This window comes from Buchnera aphidicola (assembly GCF_900128725.1).
Classification (GTDB): domain Bacteria; phylum Pseudomonadota; class Gammaproteobacteria; order Enterobacterales; family Enterobacteriaceae; genus Buchnera_F; species Buchnera_F aphidicola_K.
In genome coordinates, this window is sequence record NZ_LT667500.1 from 252665 (window position 1) to 271143 (window position 18479).

At 24.9% G+C, this 18479-nt stretch carries 16 protein-coding genes and 3 tRNA genes; 11 read left to right on the plus strand and 8 right to left on the minus strand.

What is annotated here, in order from left to right; translation table 11 throughout:
* Nucleotides 1-170: 170 nt before the first annotated feature.
* Nucleotides 171-1613 (minus strand): pyruvate kinase, encoded by a 1443-nt coding sequence (gene pyk, locus CINFORN2912_RS01040; RefSeq protein ID WP_075433857.1) that lies wholly within the window; start codon nucleotides 1611-1613, stop codon nucleotides 171-173.
* 452 nt (nucleotides 1614-2065) lie between these two features.
* On the opposite strand from pyk, the gene zwf reads away from it, so the two are divergent.
* The 4 genes from zwf (at nucleotide 2066) to tsaB (ending at nucleotide 7334) form a co-directional block, all read left to right on the plus strand.
* Complete coding sequence (zwf, locus tag CINFORN2912_RS01045) at nucleotides 2066-3532, plus strand: glucose-6-phosphate dehydrogenase (protein WP_075433859.1); 1467 nt, start codon at nucleotides 2066-2068, stop codon at nucleotides 3530-3532.
* Nucleotides 3533-3742: 210 nt separating this feature from the next.
* A complete protein-coding gene (gene htpX, locus CINFORN2912_RS01050) occupies nucleotides 3743-4627 on the plus strand; it encodes a protease HtpX (protein ID WP_075433862.1) in 885 nt (294 codons plus the stop codon).
* 383 nt (nucleotides 4628-5010) lie between these two features.
* Nucleotides 5011-6600, plus strand: coding sequence for a TerC family protein (locus CINFORN2912_RS01055; RefSeq protein ID WP_075433865.1), 1590 nt, complete (start codon nucleotides 5011-5013; stop codon nucleotides 6598-6600).
* Nucleotides 6601-6650: 50 nt separating this feature from the next.
* A complete protein-coding gene (gene tsaB, locus CINFORN2912_RS01060; protein ID WP_075433868.1) occupies nucleotides 6651-7334 on the plus strand; it encodes a tRNA (adenosine(37)-N6)-threonylcarbamoyltransferase complex dimerization subunit type 1 TsaB in 684 nt (227 codons plus the stop codon).
* A gap of 17 nt (nucleotides 7335-7351) precedes the next feature.
* Here tsaB and minE read toward each other — a convergent pair whose 3' ends face one another.
* Genes minE through minC form a run of 3 tightly spaced genes read right to left on the minus strand, consistent with a single transcriptional unit; the run spans nucleotide 7352 to nucleotide 9191 of the window.
* Nucleotides 7352-7606: a cell division topological specificity factor MinE gene (gene minE / locus CINFORN2912_RS01065; RefSeq protein WP_075433870.1), complete on the minus strand. Its 255-nt coding sequence runs from the start codon at nucleotides 7604-7606 to the stop codon at nucleotides 7352-7354.
* A 2-nt stretch (nucleotides 7607-7608) separates the two neighbouring features.
* Entirely contained in the window at nucleotides 7609-8421 is an 813-nt protein-coding gene (minD, locus tag CINFORN2912_RS01070) for a septum site-determining protein MinD (RefSeq protein WP_075433872.1), read from the minus strand.
* 47 nt (nucleotides 8422-8468) lie between these two features.
* On the minus strand, nucleotides 8469-9191 hold the full coding sequence (minC, locus tag CINFORN2912_RS01075) for a septum site-determining protein MinC (RefSeq protein WP_075433875.1): 723 nt from the start codon (nucleotides 9189-9191) through the stop codon (nucleotides 8469-8471).
* 286 nt (nucleotides 9192-9477) lie between these two features.
* Here minC and CINFORN2912_RS01080 point away from each other — a divergent pair, with 286 nt between their 5' ends.
* Nucleotides 9478-10524: a methyltransferase gene (locus tag CINFORN2912_RS01080; protein WP_075433878.1), complete on the plus strand. Its 1047-nt coding sequence runs from the start codon at nucleotides 9478-9480 to the stop codon at nucleotides 10522-10524.
* 21 nt (nucleotides 10525-10545) lie between these two features.
* Here CINFORN2912_RS01080 and CINFORN2912_RS01085 read toward each other — a convergent pair.
* From CINFORN2912_RS01085 to CINFORN2912_RS01095, 4 genes are all read right to left on the minus strand, one after another.
* Nucleotides 10546-10630: transfer RNA gene (locus CINFORN2912_RS01085), tRNA-Leu, on the minus strand.
* Between the two features lie 39 nt (nucleotides 10631-10669).
* Nucleotides 10670-10740: transfer RNA gene (locus tag CINFORN2912_RS02105), tRNA-Cys, on the minus strand.
* Nucleotides 10741-10763: 23 nt separating this feature from the next.
* Nucleotides 10764-10848: transfer RNA gene (locus CINFORN2912_RS01090), tRNA-Ser, on the minus strand.
* A gap of 253 nt (nucleotides 10849-11101) precedes the next feature.
* Entirely contained in the window at nucleotides 11102-12076 is a 975-nt protein-coding gene (locus tag CINFORN2912_RS01095; protein ID WP_154101263.1) for a hypothetical protein, read from the minus strand.
* Between the two features lie 2488 nt (nucleotides 12077-14564).
* Between CINFORN2912_RS01095 and CINFORN2912_RS01100 the strand changes: the two genes are divergently transcribed.
* From CINFORN2912_RS01100 to rpmF, 6 genes are all read left to right on the plus strand, one after another.
* On the plus strand, nucleotides 14565-15293 hold the full coding sequence (locus tag CINFORN2912_RS01100; protein ID WP_075433884.1) for a hypothetical protein: 729 nt from the start codon (nucleotides 14565-14567) through the stop codon (nucleotides 15291-15293).
* Between the two features lie 1138 nt (nucleotides 15294-16431).
* A complete protein-coding gene (locus tag CINFORN2912_RS02135; RefSeq protein ID WP_075433887.1) occupies nucleotides 16432-16623 on the plus strand; it encodes a flagellar basal body P-ring protein FlgI in 192 nt (63 codons plus the stop codon).
* A 65-nt stretch (nucleotides 16624-16688) separates the two neighbouring features.
* Nucleotides 16689-16811, plus strand: a complete 123-nt coding sequence (locus CINFORN2912_RS02140) for a flagellar basal body P-ring protein FlgI (protein ID WP_280144520.1) — start codon at nucleotides 16689-16691, stop codon at nucleotides 16809-16811.
* A gap of 239 nt (nucleotides 16812-17050) precedes the next feature.
* Complete coding sequence (locus CINFORN2912_RS02125; protein WP_244268592.1) at nucleotides 17051-17296, plus strand: S4 domain-containing protein; 246 nt, start codon at nucleotides 17051-17053, stop codon at nucleotides 17294-17296.
* A gap of 17 nt (nucleotides 17297-17313) precedes the next feature.
* The gene (locus CINFORN2912_RS01115; RefSeq protein ID WP_244268593.1) at nucleotides 17314-17997 is read left to right on the plus strand and encodes an RluA family pseudouridine synthase; all 684 of its coding nucleotides are present in this window, start codon (nucleotides 17314-17316) and stop codon (nucleotides 17995-17997) included.
* Between the two features lie 122 nt (nucleotides 17998-18119).
* On the plus strand, nucleotides 18120-18317 hold the full coding sequence (gene rpmF, locus CINFORN2912_RS01120) for a 50S ribosomal protein L32 (RefSeq protein ID WP_075433890.1): 198 nt from the start codon (nucleotides 18120-18122) through the stop codon (nucleotides 18315-18317).
* Nucleotides 18318-18479 lie beyond the last annotated feature (162 nt).

Sequence of the window (18479 nt, forward strand, 5' to 3'; positions counted from 1 at the left end):
ACAAAAATGTTCGTGTTAAATCATAATATTTATGTTCTCTAAATTAAAAATATTATTTATATAAATTCTATTTCACCATATAAAGATAATTCTTTTATTAAGATAAGAGTTGTTTGGTCATATATAGTCTCGACAATACTATACAATAAAGTTATAAAATATAACTGTACTTACAATATTTGAACAATTCTACACATATTTGGTATAATTAAATTATTTTTATCACTGCTTTCTATTGCTATAATAAAATCATGTTTTTTTAAAAATTTCTTATTTTTTAATAACTGTATTGCTGAATCAGTAGTATTTAAATCAGTGTTTTGTTTTTTAAGATATACTGGAACTATTCCCCGATATAATGCTGATAAACGAAGCTGCTTCGTGCTACTGGATAAATAAAAAATAGGTAAACCAGATGTAATTCTAGAAGCTAATAAAGCAATTTTATGTGATGTACGAGCAAGAATAACGGCGGAAACATTAGTTAAATGATTTGCAGCATACATAGCCGTCATAGAAATAGTCTCAGAAACACTACTAAAAGTCTTATTGATGCGATGTTTAGAAATATTAACACTAGGAACTTTTTCGGCGCCCAGGCATATTTTAGACATAGCCTGAACCGTTATTTCAGGAAAATTACCAGAAGCGGTTTCTGCAGACAGCATAACCGCGTCCGTTCCATCTAAAACTGCATTCGCGACATCCATCACTTCTGCTCGGGTAGGAAATGGGTTAGTAATCATTGATTCCATCATTTGTGTAGCTGTAATAACTGTGCGATTGAATTGTCTCGCCATTTTGATTAATTTTTTTTGTATTCCAATTAATCGATGATCACCGATTTCTACACCTAAATCACCTCGAGCAATCATAATTCCGTCAGACTCTAAGATTAGATTTTTTATAATAGTATCCGATGATATTGCTTCTGCTCGCTCAATCTTAGCAATAATTTTTGCCCGGCTACCTGATTGCCTCATTAACAATCTTGCTTTTTTTAAATCTTCTCCTGATCGAGGAAATGATACTGCTAAATAATCTACTTTCAACTTAGCGGCTAGCTTTATATCTAATTCATCTTTTTTGGTCAAAGCACTTGCTGACAAACCGCCCCCTAATTTGTTTAAACCTTTATTATCAGATAAATAACCACCAATAACCACTTTAGTAAAAATTTTTGTATTATTAGTTTTTATAACCTGTAATTGTATTTTTCCATCATCTAATAAGAGAATATCACTGGGTGAAACTTCTTTGGGAAGATGTTTGTAGCTGAAGCCTACCACATGTTTGTTACCTTGTTTCTTTAAAACATTTAGATCTAACAAAAAATCATCTCCAGCACTTAAAAAAACTTTTTTGGCACTAAAACTAGAGATACGTATTTTAGGACCCTGTAAATCTCCAATTAAAGCCACGAAACAATTTAAATCTTTTTCTATTAATCGAATTTTTTTAACTCGATCAATATGATCTTGAGCTGAACCATGAGAAAAGTTCAATCTTAACGCATTGGTCCCTAATTTTATAATTTTTTTTAAAACCGCATCATCATCCGTCGAAGGTCCTAACGTAGAAACAATTTTCGTTCTTCTAATAGAATTTTGCATATAAACGCCTGTATAGTAAATATATAGTTAATATAAAACTAAAATTACATAAAAAAAATCATTAAATTTGTATTTTTTTTAAATCACTGAAATTAGAATATTCCTTCATTGATAAGATAATCACTTAAAAATATAAATATAATTTTTGTAAAAACGTTTATTTTTTAAAAGAATTATTTGGTATATACTATTTACATATAAATATTCTATAAATCTTTATATATTTTGTTTTTATGGATTATCTTAAAAAAAATAACTTCAATTTAAAAAAAATCTATTTAATTATAGATCAAAAATATAAAAGATATATACATTTATTTATTAAAAATAAAATTTTATATATATCCATAGTAATTTTTAAAAAAAATTAATATAATTATTAAATTAATGTAGTTAAAAAAAGATGAATAAAAAAAATTTTTTTATTCACACGCAATACAGTAAGGAAAGATATGATCATACCATCTCATCTATATACTTTGATTATTTTTGGGGCTACTGGTGACTTAGCTCAAAGAAAATTATTTCCTGCTTTATATCGATTAGAAAAAAGAAATAAATTAATAAACAACATAAAAATAATAGGGGTAAGTCGAGCAAATTATTGTGAAAAAAAATACCTTGAGGTTATATATAACGCTCTTAAAAAATTTTTAAATGAAGAGATCTCAATCGATATCTGGAAAACGCTAAAAAAACGTTTTTTATTTTGTCAGCTGGATGTAAATAAAACTGAAGATTTTAAAAAATTAAATGTTTTTTTTAAACAAAAAAATAATATTTTGATTAATTATTTAGCGGTATCTTTTGATTTACTTATAAATATTTGCAGAGGCCTTCAGTTTATTGGATTTAATAAAAAAAACTCTAAAATAGTTATAGAAAAACCAATTGGAAATTCTTTAAATACATTTAATCTAATCAATACGTCCATAAAGAAGCATTTTAATGAAAATCAAATATTTCGCATTGATCATTATCTCGGCAAAGAAGCTTTGATGAATTTAATTTCATTAAAATTTGCTAATCCTTTTTTTAATAATAACTTTAATTATAAACACGTTGATCACGTCCAAGTGACATTGTCAGAAAATATAGGCATAGAAGGCAGATGGGATTATTTCAATAAAACAGGGCAAATAATCGATATGGTCCAAAACCATGTCTTACAAATAATTTCTATTTTTGCTATGAATGCGCCTAAATCGTTAACTAAAAAACATATTATAAAAGAAAAGATAAAAATATTAAAATCCTTACGGCTAGTTGATGAAAAAAATATAAAAGAACATATTTCTTTGGGTCAATATTCTTCTAAAGACCTTAACGGTCAAATAACACCACATTATTTGAACAAAAACAACGCAAATAAAGCGAATAACACCGAAACATTTGTCGCTATAAAGCTGTATATAGATAATAAAATATGGAAAAACGTTCCTTTTTACATACGCACCGGCAAAAGATTACCTAAAAAATGTTCAAAAATTGTTGTTTTTTTTAAAAAAAAAACAGAACACTTATTCTCTCCTGTAGACTTAGGTAATATGAGTAATCGTCTAGTAATAAATTTACAGTCACCTCCGGATATTAGAATTAAGTTTTTCAATAAAGTACCAACATTAAATTCTAACTTAGCCGTAAAACCCTTCGAATTATCTTTTAATTACAAAAAAATTTTTAAAGGTTCTTCTTTTTTTGAAGAGTATGATAAATTATTATCAGAAATAATACAAGACAATCAATTTTTATTTGTTCATTATAAAGAAATTATATACGCTTGGAAATGGATCGATCCTATCATACGCGCGTATAAAGCAAATCTTGCGCTCTTACAAAACTATGAATCCGGAACCTGGGGACCTGATTCATCTCAAAAATTAATAGAACAAGACAAAAAAAAATGGGATAACAGCTAATAATAATCCATATAAAAATCTACACAGCTTTTCTAAGAAAACATTTTTTAGAATTACAACTAACGTTAAAAATATTGATACATAATCAGTTTACGTTATTTAAAAATAACTAAATAATAATTGTTATTAAAAAATATTGCATTATTTTTTCACATAACAATTATCTCATAAAGAATATATCTTCTTTACCTGTTGTAAGGAATCTTATATATGACTCATTTTATTCTTTTGTTTTTGGCGAATTGCTGCAATATATTATTTTTTGGAACCATTTTAAATTTGATGGGACTGCCTAGTGATAATATTTATAGCTGTGTACTAATGTACATATTTTTTAATTTACAGCAATCAATCATCGCATTATATTTTTCAAAACAAAATAGCTTAAAATCCGTGAATGGAACAATCATTAATTTTCCTTGTAATAACATAGAGAAACGGTTGGTAGAAGCAGTTAAACAACAATCTCAATTAGTTGGTATAAAAACCCCTACAATAGCAGTATACTCATCACCTACTATGAATGCTTTTGCTACTGGATTTAAAAAAAATAATTCTCTTATTGCTTTTTCCAGTAGTTTATTAACAACAATGAATCACGAGGAAATAGAAGCTATTATTGCTCATGAGCTAACACATATTACCAGAAGGGATGTAATAACCATGATTGTTCTTCAAAATATAGTTAATGCTTCTATTTTTTTTGTCTCTCAAGTCTTATTTAGATATTTTTTAAAATTTTTTCCAATATACAAAAAAAATTATTCAGTAAAAAAATCTATTTTATTCGCCCACTTACCAATAATTCACAAATATACAATTAATATTATATCTTCGGCCATAACTATGTGGTTTTCTAGAAAACGCGAATTTTACGCAGATGCTGGAGCAGCAAAAATAGTAGGCTGTAAAAAAATAATTGCTGCACTAAAGCGACTAAAAAATAGTTGCAACCCACAAGAACCAGAATCTATCCATACTTTATGTATTAACGGCAAATACAATAAATACATAAGCTTTTTCCGTTCTCACCCAACTCTTGATCAGAGAATAGAGGCTATTAAAAAGAGAAAATATATTTCGTCTAAAGTATAATAAAAGTATAGAATTTATTTCTAAAACTAGAAAAAATATAATTTATATTGATTTTTTCTTTAAAAAAAATAAATAAATAAAAAAACACGCATAAAACAATTAAAGAACAATAAAAAAAATAATTTTTTAAAAATAACATTAAACGGTATAAACAATAACTATAGCTATTATTAAGAGAATCAAGCTAGACAATGCGCTAACGAACGTATATTTACTTAATTGCTAATCTAGATTTATAATATGCATGATGAAGAAAAATGTTTCATAAAACATTTTATACCCTTAAAAGTTATATAAAACGCTTATTCTGCACTTTTTCGGAAAAAATATTATTTTTTTTAAAAAATAATAAATATTACATGTTTTTTATTAGGAGATTTTTTATGATTTCTTTATTAGATCCATCTATTTGGATCAGTATTTTTGCTCTAATATTTGTAGAAATTTTTTTAAATATTAATAATATAGGTTTTATTTCTTTATTAATACAAAAATTACCTCATCAAGAAAAAAATAAAGCTCAATATTTCGGATTGATAGTGGCGTTACTTATGCGATTTAGTCTTTTAATTACCTCATCCTGGCTAGTAAATTTAACAAAAACGACACTAATAAATAAATTTTTTATTTTTTCTACTAAAGAGATTATTTTATTTTTTGGGGGATTTTTCTTATTCTCTGAAACTATAGATGAGCTGTACGCCTATATGTATGATGTAGAAAAAAATAAAAAATATTCTCGTTTTTGGTATGTAGCGGCTCAACTTATAATATTAGATGCAGTTTTTTTTATTAACTCCGTTACGATAGAGACTGGAATAACAAATAATTTATTAATTAAAATGCTATCTATAACGGTATCGCCTATTATCCTAATACTTTTGGCTCAATTATTTATTAAATATATGGGTTCGCAAAAAAAGACATCTGCATCGTGTTTATGCTATTTATTAATTATTAGTTTAAATTTAATTTTAGAATCATTAGGTTTTTTTATACCAAAAGAATATTTATATATCCCGATGGGATTTACTTTATTTATAGAAACAATGCACCAAATTCGAAAAAATAATTTACAAAATAAAAAATTTCAACAACCTCTTCCAACACAAATAATTAATACAACATTAAATGTCATATATAAAAATATAAAAAATAATAAACATTATAAAAAAAATAATTATATTATAAAGCAGATTAACTATTCTCATGATGATATATATAATTATACTGATATTAATGCTATCCTAACATCAGAAATAAATATAATTACTAACGCGTCTCAGTTAGGAAATAAATCTATTCAAGAGATTATGATTCCAAAAAAAAAAATAATTTGGATTAATATTTTTGATAACAAACAATTAATTAAAAAAATTATATCAAATTACTCATACCAGGTCATACCGGTCTGTCAAGATACATTAAATAACATGATAGGAATGGTGCCTATTAAAGCACTACTAGATGCAGTGCACGAAAATAAAAATTTATATGATATAGCAATACAATATCCACCTATTATTATTCCCAATACTCTGAAAGTAATTACTTTACTTAATTTTCTTCGTTATGCAGAAAATAATATTATTTTAATTAGCGATGAATCAGGCGTTATTCAAGGATCGGTTACACCTATGAATGTATTTAATATGTTCATCGGAACTTTCTTGAGCGTCACCACAATGCCTCAGATTATTCTAAATGAAAATCATTGGATCGCTTACGGTTCAATAAATTTAAATTCTTTAGAAAAAATATTACAAATTAATATAAACAAAAAATATGATGGTTGTATTTCTCTAGCAGATTTTCTAATATATAAAAATAAAAACATTCCAAAATCAGGAGAAGTTATTTGTTATCAATCCTATAATTTTCATATCCTAAAATCTAATTTATACCAAATACATTTAGTAAAAATAACAAAAGAGAAAAACAATAATATCTGTATGCTGGAGTCAAAAATATAAAACTATATTATGAATATAAATAAATATACTGAAAAAATAAGCGATTTAATATGAATGTCAAAAAAACTATCCTAGCGCTGGACACTAGCGTATATTCTTGTTCTACTTCTTTATTATATAAAGAAAAAACATATAGTTTATTTATGCCATGCGCTAAAAATCATGAAAAAAATATTTTAAATATGATTAAAACAATTTTAGAAAAAAAACAAATTACTTTAAATCAAATAGATTTAATTGCCTGCACAGTAGGCCCTGGAAGCTTTACTGGGATCAGAATTGCTATTGGAGTATCTCAAACAATATCAATAATTTATAAAATACCTATTATTGGATTCTCGACATTAAAAATTTTATCAGAACAAAGTTGGAATATTAATAAAATTAATCGAGTTTTTGTAATTCTACAAATATCTCAAAAGCAAATATTTTGGGCTAAATACTTAAAAAATAAATTTGGTTTGTGGGCTGGCAACCATACAGAAAAACATTTTGATAATTTAAATATTATAACAAAAATGATAAAAAACCATACTGGAACCTGGTCTGTAATTGGATTGCGCTCAAACATAAAAATTTCTAAAAAGTCTATTAAATTATTTTATACACGTATTAGTACGCCGCATGCAAAAGATATTATTTCGTATACTAAAAAATATTTACAATACAATAAAATATCTAACAGACTAAATTACATATATCCGAGGTATCTTCTGCACCCTGTAAGTCACTAATTTAAAAACGACATAATTTACTGTATAGTTACTGGAATTCTTAATTCTAAAATCATTTTTTTCTTTCTAGTTTTTTCTATTTTGATAGACACTAAATGTGATTTAATCTTAATGTATTTTTGAATTGCTAACAATAAATCATTTTTTAAATTCAAAAAACAGTTAAATTCTTCGGAGTTATTACGTTGCATTTGAACAAGTATCTTTAATCTTTTTTTGGCTATATTAGCTGTAAATTGTTTTTTTGATAAAAATAAATTTAATAAAATCATATTTATCTCCTAAATAACCATTGGAAAAAACCCTTTTTCTCTTCTGATAAAAACCGTAAGGGCACGCGTTCTCCCAACAATCGCTTTACCGTATCTGAATATGCCTGACCAGATAAAGAATCAATATTTAATATCGCTGATAACCCCTGATTAGAAAATTTTAAAATATCAGGATCTTCAGGAATAACTCCAATTAAAGGAATTTGGAGGATATCTAAGATATCTTCCATACTCAACATATCCCCCTGAATTACTTTTTTGGGGTTATATCTTGTTAATAGCAAATGCTCTTTAACCGGAATATCATTATTTTCAGCTCTCTTAGATTTAGAGGATATAATGCCTAAAATTCTGTCAGAATCTCGAATAGAAGAAATCTCAGGATTAGTAACAACAATCGCCTCATCAGCAAAATATAATGATAAAATAGCCCCGGACTCAATTCCTGCTGGAGAATCACATATGATGAAATCAAAATGCATATTTAATAAAATATTAAAAATTCGTTCCACTCCCTCTTTAGTTAAAGAATCTTTATCTCTTGTCTGAGATGCAGGGAGCAGAAATAAATTTTTGGTATATTTATCCCTAATCAGGGCCTGATTTATACTGGCTTCTTTTTTAATTACATTAATAAAATCATATACTACTCTACGCTCACAACCCATAATTAAATCAAGATTTCTTAACCCAATATCAAAATCAATTACTACGGTTTTTTTTCCTTTTAACGCTAATCCGGTGGCAATGGAGGCGCTGGAAGTAGTTTTTCCAACCCCTCCTTTTCCAGAAGTAATAGTAATAATCCGAGACATATAATAAATTACTCCTTTAAATAAATTTTTATTAGCATAATCATACGTTAATTTAAATTCCTTATATAAATTTTTTTATTAATTAAGCCAATTTCTACACTTTTTCCTAAAAATTTTATTGGAATTTGCTCAATAGTTAGATATTCTCCAGCAATAGCGATTAGTTCTGCCAATAGTTTCATACAAAAAATTTTCTTGTGAATATCTCCGCTAGCGCCTGCTAGCGCTCTCCCTCTTATCGTTCCATATATATGTATATTTCCATCTGCAATAACTTCTGCTCCCGAACTAACATTATTAGTAATTATTAAATCATTACTCGAAACATATATTCTCTGCCCCGAACGCACTAACTGATCTACTAAAAGACTAGCTAGACTTGTTTTATGCAAACATAATGGTTCAGTAGCATTATTTTGGTAATGATAATGCATATCCTGTGGTATACCACCAGGTGTTGTACTGGTGTTTTCGCGTAAAATTAGAAGCCCAGATTGTAAAATTTTTTTTTTTATCTTTTCATTCGAGCAACCAGAAATACCTATTAAAAAAAAACCCGAAGATAAAATAAAACTTTTAAGCTTTATCCAATTTAAAGCATATGATAATCTCTTTATATTTAATATAATAGGTTGATTTTGAAAAAAAGCAGGAGATTCTTTTATTTTTTGTAGTAAAAAATCTTTAAAATAATAATGATTCCTATCATTTAAATACACAACTAAAATAGAAAAATTATTTTTTTTAAAGTGTATTAATTTATTTTGCATGTTTGTTAATCCGCGGCTACTATGTAATTATATAGTATTGATAAAAACAAATAAAAAAAATAAACGCTGTAAAGAAATAAAATTTTATATAATCAGTAAAGGTAGTAGTATGTGTTATATAACATATCATTAAGCAGGCCTTTTAAAAAAACTAATGCTCGCATAATAACGCCAATATTTGTATTTATTCAAATGCTTTTATACTTATTAATAATCTTACTTAACGTTTAAGTAAAAATTTTAATTATTAACAATGAATATTTTTAAATGACTTTTGTAAAACTATATGAGTAAAATACCTATTAAAAAAATACATAAATCTAAAGAATTTCAGTTTTTTAAAAAAAATTTTTTATTTTTTAAAAAAAAATATACTATTCTCGCCGGAGAAATACCAGAAGAATTATGCATAAAGAATTTTTTCAAAAAATCCATTATATTAGTTGAAAACTATAATATATATAAAATGATATCCTGTAAAATAAAAAAAGAATTAATTTTCAATAATTTGTTTCGCCCTCTTCAACTTCAAAAATATAAACAATTAATTTTTTTTTGGACAAAAAATAAAAATGAAGTTAAATTTCAAATCATGCATTTATTACCATATATTTCATATACTTGCAAAATATCTTTAATAGGGAAAAAAGATTGCGGTATAAATAGCGTGCCTAGTATTTTTCACACATACTTAAAATTTAAAAAAAAAAATTATTCACGAAATTGCTGTTTATATCAAGGACGTATCATTCAAAAACCAATATTTTTATTAAATCAATTTATTAAAATACACGTATGGAATAAATTAATTATTGAATCTTTACCCGGAGTATTTGGGTATAAAAAAATCGATGAAGGAAGTAAGTTATTAATATCAACTTTTGATCATAGTATTCGGGGAAATGTATTAGATATCGGCTCTGGAACAGGAATTTTAAGTATTGCTTTACTTAAAAAAAACTCCGAATTAAATGTAACATTGGTAGATATTCATGGTCCATCAGTTTGGTGTAGCAAAAAAAATTTATTAAGCAATAATTTTTCAGGGGAAGTTTTTTTTAGTAATATTTACTCTAAAGTGACAAAAAAATATAATCTCATTATATCTAATCCACCAATACATATCGGAATAAAAATAAATCTAAAGATATTAATTACCATTATTAAAAATTCAAAAAAATATCTTAAAAAAAACGGTGAACTAAGATTAGTTATAAACTCTTTTATTTCATGTGATTTTATCTTTAAAAAATATGACTTGAATTATAAAATATTGTTAAAAACGCATTGTTATAAGATTTTACAAGTAAAAAGAAATTATCGTTCGTATTAATTATTATAATTATAACAATCATACCCGGAGCGGGACTTGAACCCGCAAAGCCATAACAGCCGAGGGATTTTAAGTCCCTTGTGTCTACCGATTTCACCATCCGGGCAAAAATATAAGCATATATTTTATATGAATACTTGAATTCAGGCGCGTCCCGGAATTGAACCAGGTTCCACGGATTTGCAATCCGCTACATAACCAATCTGTCAACGCGCCATAATATCTATAAAATTTATTTTTGGAGGAAGAGGGATTCGAACTCTCGGATAATTTCTCATCGGCGGTTTTCAAGACCGCTGCCTTAAACCACTCGGCCATTCCTCCTTTATCTTTATAGTATACTAAGAACTAAAAAAAAAGTAAAGTACTCAAAAAAACCCATTTTATTAAAAAACTGCTCACACTCTAAAAGAGAATCAGTAAAATGATTTATGCTAAGCGTACAAACGTATAACTTATTACCTAATAAACATACATAATGATTTACGATAATCATCGATCTTACAAGATCGCTCGTAAGATAACTGATAATTTTTTGTAATATTAAAAATATTCTTTTAAAATAACAGCCTAATTATTAGGAAGAGCGCTTAAATCCTTGAATAAAAATATTTTTCTTTAATAAACCCTTTTTTATAAAATATTTCGATGCTTCTAGAGCGCGATTTAAAGATCTTTGTTTATCCTCATCACTTGTTGTTGATAAATTTTCGTAACCAGTAATTACCAAAATGATTCTTTCTTTTCCTGATTTTTCAATTTTTTTGTTAAGTAAGTTTAACGAATCATGTATAGATACAAAATCTTGAGAAATATTTAAAAAAAATAAAAAAGGATGCTGAATATTAATGGTATGATAAATATCTACATATTTACGAGGTAATATAGATTCAACATTTTTTTCACTTCCATTCAAGGATGCGCTCTTGTTGTCAGTCAAGAAAAAAGAAAATCCTGCACCAATACCATCAAATAAGCTACGCGCATGTTTTAATTTAAGGCGATTAATATACTGACGTAAGTCATAATTTATATTAAAATTAATATGTTTTTTAAATAAATATTTAACACCCGTCGATAAAAAAGGTAAAGTCGGGAGGTTTTTATTACGGCTGAAAACACTTATAAAGTTCTTTCTTTGAAACTTAGATTGTAAATTAGTCCCCACTTTAGCACAACCAATTAGATTTTTATTAAACGTATACAGCGTATTTATAGCATATTCTATATTAGAAATATATGAAGGAATTTTATTATTTCTGTCATTATAGTAAATATTTGCTAATCTACCAGATAATATTCCGAAATTAAAATATGAATTAAATTGACGTTGACATGAAACAAGGGGTTTTAACACTAGAACTGATTGGGCCGTGCCTTTATAATCAAAGAAAAATAATCTTGTGCATGTTTTAAATATTTTAGACGGACTTAAAGAACTACATTGAAAACTAACGTCCCGCTTATTTGTCTTCTGTATCGCTTCCTTTGCGTGCACGGGTGAAAAAAAACTAGATAACAATAAAGCAAAAACAATGGTAAAGTTTTTCATATATATTCCCAAGTTTTTTGAGGTAAAAGTTTTACGAAATGAAAAAAATTTCAATAAATCTATTTTAGAAAAATAAAAAAATATTTTTATTTTTTGATCTCTGATTTGAGATATATAGAATACTTCAATATAGTTATTTAGCTGATAAACATCGAGATATTTAAAATATATATATTTCTTATGTATTGAAGAAGATTTTCTTATCAATATCTTTCTTCAAACAAATACGCTAACTATAACAACGTTATGTGCAATTATTTTTTTATAAAAACATTTTATATATCTTTCATTCAATTAAAATACTATCACATAAAATACTCTAGGCAATAATTTTATTTAAGTCAATATAAAAATAAAAAATATATTTTTTTATATTTTTGAATCAATTAACATCCAACCCCTTTTTCTTTACAATCAGCGCGGTATTTTTTAGTAAAAATATTTTTAAAAATTCTTCTTTACAAAAATTTTTTATATCTTTTTATTAAACTTAAAAAAATAATAATGTTCATAAAAATAACTGAACCCGAGACAAATAAAATCATTTGGTAAAGGAATAAGGGTTTAATTGCATTGCTAAAGCATATTTAACATTTATATAAATAAATATTCTTATAAATACATGTTTAGTTCTTTATCATAAAAGAACTGCTTAGAATCACTTCAGTCAGATGCATAAAAAACTGTGTTTTTTGTTACAAGTATATGCCTTTTATATAACTTCAACCCAATCTTAACAATAAATTAAAAAAAAGTATTAAAAAAACAATTTAATTTATTTTAACTATATCGCTACAAAATAAAAATTATATTTTTTTTATTTTCTGTCAAATATTATATAAACTTTATAAATGCAGGAGCTTAGATCGCATCAACAATATACTCAAATTAAATAAAAAATTTATAAACATTGATATTTTTGTTAGAAAATGCTAAAAAATTAAAAATAATTAAAAGAACTAAAAAAATAGATAGACTCAACATTATAGAATATAAAAATACATGAATTTACTGTACTTATAAATATTAAATTGGAATAAAAAAGAGACCCTGAAAAAAGAACAAAACTTGTTATAAGTTAAAAACTTTTCAAATATATTTTTAATATAAATGGTGTTCTTTTTAGACAAAAGTAGTGTGCATCGTTCTTTTTATAGCTATTATAAAAATATACGTCTATTTGACGCTTATAGTGTTACTACTTAAACTTTAAAACATTTGATTATTAAAAATATCAAAAAAATAAAAAATTTATTTTTCTAATATATTTTTTTTAAAAGGTGCAATAAATGCAATCAAAAAAAATACAGATAAACCCGTAGTATAAAAAAAGCATCATGATATTAGAAAAATAACCCAGAAATACTGATTAAAATCATTTTATGTAACTTTTAGTTAACCGAGCGAAATCCGAGAAATTTATAGAGATACAATCTCAATAAACTAATAAGAATTAAAGCACTAAATATATCCGTAAAAATTAATTTTTATTGATAAACAAATTATATGATTAATATTTATTTAATAAAGATTCATTAGGGTCACAAAAATATAAATTTCTTAAAACGTCTTAATTGTAAACACAATTAATAATTAGCTAAAAAAATTCAGTATACGTTATACCATAATTAAAGTCTATACATTAGCTGTTTAATAATCTTAGCATATTGTTAGAAAAAAATAATCTTTTCGACATTTTAAGAAAATATTAATCATTTTATTTAATTAAATATAATTTACTTTATTTACGCGAAAGTCTTTTCCGAAAGAATTGTGTGTCTTTAATAATTTTTTAAAAAAAAATATTTTTTTATTGATAATTATAACAATGTACTTGTTATACAGAATGAAAGTTTACTATAAATATAAAATATATATTTAAAAATATAAAAAATTTTTAAAAAATTTTTACATTTTATATATAAAATAATTTACTATTTAGGTAGTATTCGATATTATAAATATGTGATATATTTTATTCTTGAATAAAAGGGAATAATTAAATAAAAAATATTATTTAAAAAAAAAAAGAAACAAATATTGACGCTTGAAAAATAATAGTTTACTTATTCGAATAAATGCTGATAATAGATTTACCGCATTAATTGTGTGCTCAAGGTAAAAATTTTTATTATTTTACTTTATTCACATAAAACGTTATTTTAAAAATAAACTCCAAGTCAAGATAGTGGGATTAAAGAATATATTGTTAAAGTTACTGAATATTATTTTTACATACTAAAATATGAATGTTATATTAAAGTTACCTATTAACTACATAACGATATCACTATACTAGAAAACTATAATTTTTTGAAAAATAAACAACTTTTCAAAAAATAAAATATATTATGTATACTATGTATACTAAAATATAATCAGTCAAAGTTATATAAATTAATCAAGTTATTACAATATTATATATATCAGTTTTTTAATGATAAAAATAAAAAAAATTATATTTTTACAATAAACTATGGAGTCATACATGAACACAATAAAAAACTCTACTACTGCTATAGATCATAGAAATTTAATTGACCGCCATGTTAAGGTTTCTAACTTTCGCTTTAAAAACAAAGATGTAAAAAATGATCATAAATATCACTTAGATCTTGACAAAGCAAATAAAAAAACTATAAATAAAAAGGTTGTAAATTCTGATGCTCTAAACGTTAATCAATCTCAAAAAAACACACCTGCTTTAGATCAAGAAAATAAAAAAGAAATAGGGTGGTTTTCTGTTTTAGATGGTCAGGGGTATGAGGGATTCGTAAAAACGGGACACATAGAAGTTAATAAAAATCGAGAAATATCAATAGATAATTACACACTTCTAGATATTCACAATAAACCAATCATTGTTCCAGAAAACAAAACTATACTTATAAAATCTGAAGGTATTGTTGTAGCGCAAGATGCTGCTGATTTAGAAAATAATAAAGTAGAATTCTTGGGACAATTAAAGAATCTTGCGTTAAATAATGATGACGTTATTATGCGGGATGATGGAGCAATGTATGATTTAAGTGACTCTGGAATAGAAAAATATAAACAAAATGAATTAGATATCCAGAATAAACTTGTATCTAAAAAAACTTCTATGAAAAAAGACCAAGCCAAAGCAATAAATTTAATTAACATATTAAATGAAGTAAGAGCTCAAGAATCTCGTATGAAATTTAATTTAGACAATAACGACGAAAAAACTAAATAATCTTTTGAAAAAAATTATTTTATTATTGAGAAAATTATGTTATTTATAAGACAATAATATGAGTAAAAACTAATTTTTAAAATATAAAAATAGAATATTTCTCCACCACGAGAAAAATACGATTACATAATTTTTACTAAATTTAAATTTTTTATTGAAATAATAATTAAACATTTTCTTATAGTTTTCAATATAGAAACTGGATTACTACCAGTTTCTATAAACACCTTTGAGCTATAACAAAAATGTTTATAAAAAACTACACTGTACAAAAAAGATACACTGCAAATAATACGGCAATACGCTCAAATTAATACAAGTGACTATACAACTTGATAGCTCCTATCTTCTAAACAGAAGTATAAAATTTTAAAAAAAAATGATATTCTTTAAAAATTGTATTACTAATCAGGATCTCGAGTAATAATGAACTTACGCGCCTTACTACACAGACATATACGAACGGCTATATTTAATATCTTGTCTATCAAATCACGTAGCTCCATCTAATCACACACAAACGAAGAAAAAGTTTTTATTCAGAAAATTAAATTATCAGAAATAAATTACAAAAATGCTTTAAAAGATAATCCTGCATAGTTTAATGGTTACTCTCCATACAGAGTAGATGATAATATACAATATTATTTTATGAAACAAATATTACAAAATATATCGTCAGTAACTACTTAAAAAGAAAAATATGCAATTATGTTAATATGAAACCTGTTATTGTGAATAAACATATAAGTCGTATTCATAAAAAGAAAGGCTATTCCTTTTTTATCCATCAAAACCTTTCTATTAAAAACAATATTCAAACCAAGTTCTCAGCTAAAACGGTTAAAATTTTAAAAATAAATATTTAAAACTATTTGGAGAAAAAAATTTTTATTAATTATTATATAGGCCAGATTACATTCTATGGAATGGTTAACCCAAAACAAATTAATAAAAATCATTATCTAGATTCTTCTAAAATATCTAGTTTAATAATTAAATATCAACACAACAATATACCAAAAAATTTTATTTTTTTATTTATTTAAAAAAAACATAGCATTTTTTAATTACATAATATGTATTATATATTATGAATACTTTCATCTATACATATCGTTGATATATTGAGGATTATATGAATACACTGTTAAAATTAAAATATATTATTATCATGATATGTATTGTCTTCATAAATATCTTTCATTTTTCTACAAAAAAAATTTATAACTTAATCGATATTTCAAATATGTCGAATATTCCCTTAATTAGATATGCTTTAGTAGTTGGATTAAACGGCACTGGAGATAACTCATCAAAAACACCTTAAACCCCTCAAACGCTCAATAATATACTAATAAAGTTAGGTATTCACGTATAGATAACGTAAAAAAAATTAATACTAAAAATATAGCGGCCGTGATTGTAAAAGTCCGTATTTTTCCATTGAATTATATGGGTCAAGAAGTTGATATAACTATATCTTCTATCGGTAATGCACAAGATTTGAGTGGCTGAACATTGCTGATGAAGGTTTTAAAAAATACTAATAAAAAAAAATAAATATTTTTTTTTAAAGAAATTTAAAAATAAAAATTAAAAAAATTTCTAAAAATATATTTTTTTAAAAAATTAAACTTAACGTCACTTTAAAAATTAATACTTAGACCTCCAGATATAAAAACTAGTATAATAAAAATATACTTTATTATGCGAGATACCAACATAATATTTATTTTTACTTCAGAGACTGTAATATGCGCACTCATGATTCGCTTAAAAAAGTAATCACTATTCAAAAACACATGTCAGAACAAAGAATTGATAATTTTTTATTTAAGAATTTTAAAAAATTACCAAAAAGCATGATATATCGTAGCTTACGAATTGGAAAAATAAAAATCAATAAAAAAAAAGTCAAACCATACTATAAATTACAGAGAAACGACTGTATAACTATACACTCTATTAATATAGACATAAAAAAAAAAAAGTTTATTTAACCGGATTAACTATTAATTTGTTTTTAAAAAACATTTTATTTGAAGATAAATATTTAATCGTTTTTAACAAGCCTTGCGGAATTGCCGTACACGGAGGAAGCGGAATAAGCTATGGTGTAATAGAAACTTTTAGAACAATGCGTCCAGAATTAAAATTTTTAGAATTAGTTCATCGTATTGATAAAGAAACATCCGGAATACTTCTTCTAGCAAAAAAACGATCAATTTTAAAAAAAATGCATGAAAATTTCTATTTAAAGAAAATAAAGAAAGAATATTTAGCATTATTACAAGGACATTGGTCAAAAAAAAACAAAGTAATAACCCTTCCATTATTCATAGGAAGTAATATAAACCAAAAAAAAAAAGTATATGTGCATAAAGACGGAAAACCTTGTAAGACCCATTTTTTAGTTAAAAAATATTTTTACGACACTACCCTTGTCTCTATTATCCCTGTTACAGGTCGTACTCATCAAATTAGAGTACATGCTTCACAATTTGGACACCCAGTTCTTTTTGATCAAAAATATGGAAAAAAAAAAACAAAAACCAATTATGTTATAAAAAAAAATAATAGATTGTTATTACATGCTTATAAGATATCTTTTCCGCACCCTAAAGATGATAAAAAATTTTCTATAATTGCTCCTTTAGATGAAAAATTTGAAAATTGCTTAAAATTTTTTTCAAAAAAATAATTATTATTATATGTATGTTTATAAAAATAATGTTATATTGTGATATAAAGATTTATTTTAGTTCTAAACAATTAAATTAATTGATGAACAAAAACATATTAATATTAATAATAGGAAAAAAAATGGCTGTACAAAAAAGTAAACCTAGTCGCTCCAAAAGAGGAATGAGACGATCGCACGATCACTTAATTCAAAAAACATTTTCTACAGACAAAACTTCAAAAGAAATACATATCAGGCATCACATTACCGCAAAAGGATATTATAGAGGAAAAAAAACATCGTTATTCTTTGCAAGATCAGAACAAGATATTAAGTAGAAAAAGAATATTCGAATAAATAATTAACATGATTTCGTTGTGAAATATATAAGCTATTTCGTACATCGTTTTATTTTTTAAAAATATTTTTAAAAAATACATAAGTATATATTTAAAAACTCTATTTCCCTCTAAAAGTTTTTTTGTTCAGTTCCATTAACG

What these genes read in the sequence shown, in the direction of transcription:
- pyk (WP_075433857.1), bottom strand. Translation starts at nt 1,613, where the DNA reads ATGCAAAATTCTATTAGAAGAACGAAAATTGTTTCTACGTTAGGACCT.
- zwf (WP_075433859.1), top strand. Translation starts at nt 2,066, where the DNA reads ATGATCATACCATCTCATCTATATACTTTGATTATTTTTGGGGCTACT.
- htpX (WP_075433862.1), top strand. Translation starts at nt 3,743, where the DNA reads ATGACTCATTTTATTCTTTTGTTTTTGGCGAATTGCTGCAATATATTA.
- CINFORN2912_RS01055 (WP_075433865.1), top strand. Translation starts at nt 5,011, where the DNA reads ATGATTTCTTTATTAGATCCATCTATTTGGATCAGTATTTTTGCTCTA.
- tsaB (WP_075433868.1), top strand. Translation starts at nt 6,651, where the DNA reads ATGAATGTCAAAAAAACTATCCTAGCGCTGGACACTAGCGTATATTCT.
- minE (WP_075433870.1), bottom strand. Translation starts at nt 7,606, where the DNA reads ATGATTTTATTAAATTTATTTTTATCAAAAAAACAATTTACAGCTAAT.
- minD (WP_075433872.1), bottom strand. Translation starts at nt 8,421, where the DNA reads ATGTCTCGGATTATTACTATTACTTCTGGAAAAGGAGGGGTTGGAAAA.
- minC (WP_075433875.1), bottom strand. Translation starts at nt 9,191, where the DNA reads ATGCAAAATAAATTAATACACTTTAAAAAAAATAATTTTTCTATTTTA.
- CINFORN2912_RS01080 (WP_075433878.1), top strand. Translation starts at nt 9,478, where the DNA reads ATGAGTAAAATACCTATTAAAAAAATACATAAATCTAAAGAATTTCAG.
- CINFORN2912_RS01095 (WP_154101263.1), bottom strand. Translation starts at nt 12,076, where the DNA reads ATGAAAAACTTTACCATTGTTTTTGCTTTATTGTTATCTAGTTTTTTT.
- CINFORN2912_RS01100 (WP_075433884.1), top strand. Translation starts at nt 14,565, where the DNA reads ATGAACACAATAAAAAACTCTACTACTGCTATAGATCATAGAAATTTA.
- CINFORN2912_RS02135 (WP_075433887.1), top strand. Translation starts at nt 16,432, where the DNA reads ATGAATACACTGTTAAAATTAAAATATATTATTATCATGATATGTATT.
- CINFORN2912_RS02125 (WP_244268592.1), top strand. Translation starts at nt 17,051, where the DNA reads ATGCGCACTCATGATTCGCTTAAAAAAGTAATCACTATTCAAAAACAC.
- rpmF (WP_075433890.1), top strand. Translation starts at nt 18,120, where the DNA reads ATGGCTGTACAAAAAAGTAAACCTAGTCGCTCCAAAAGAGGAATGAGA.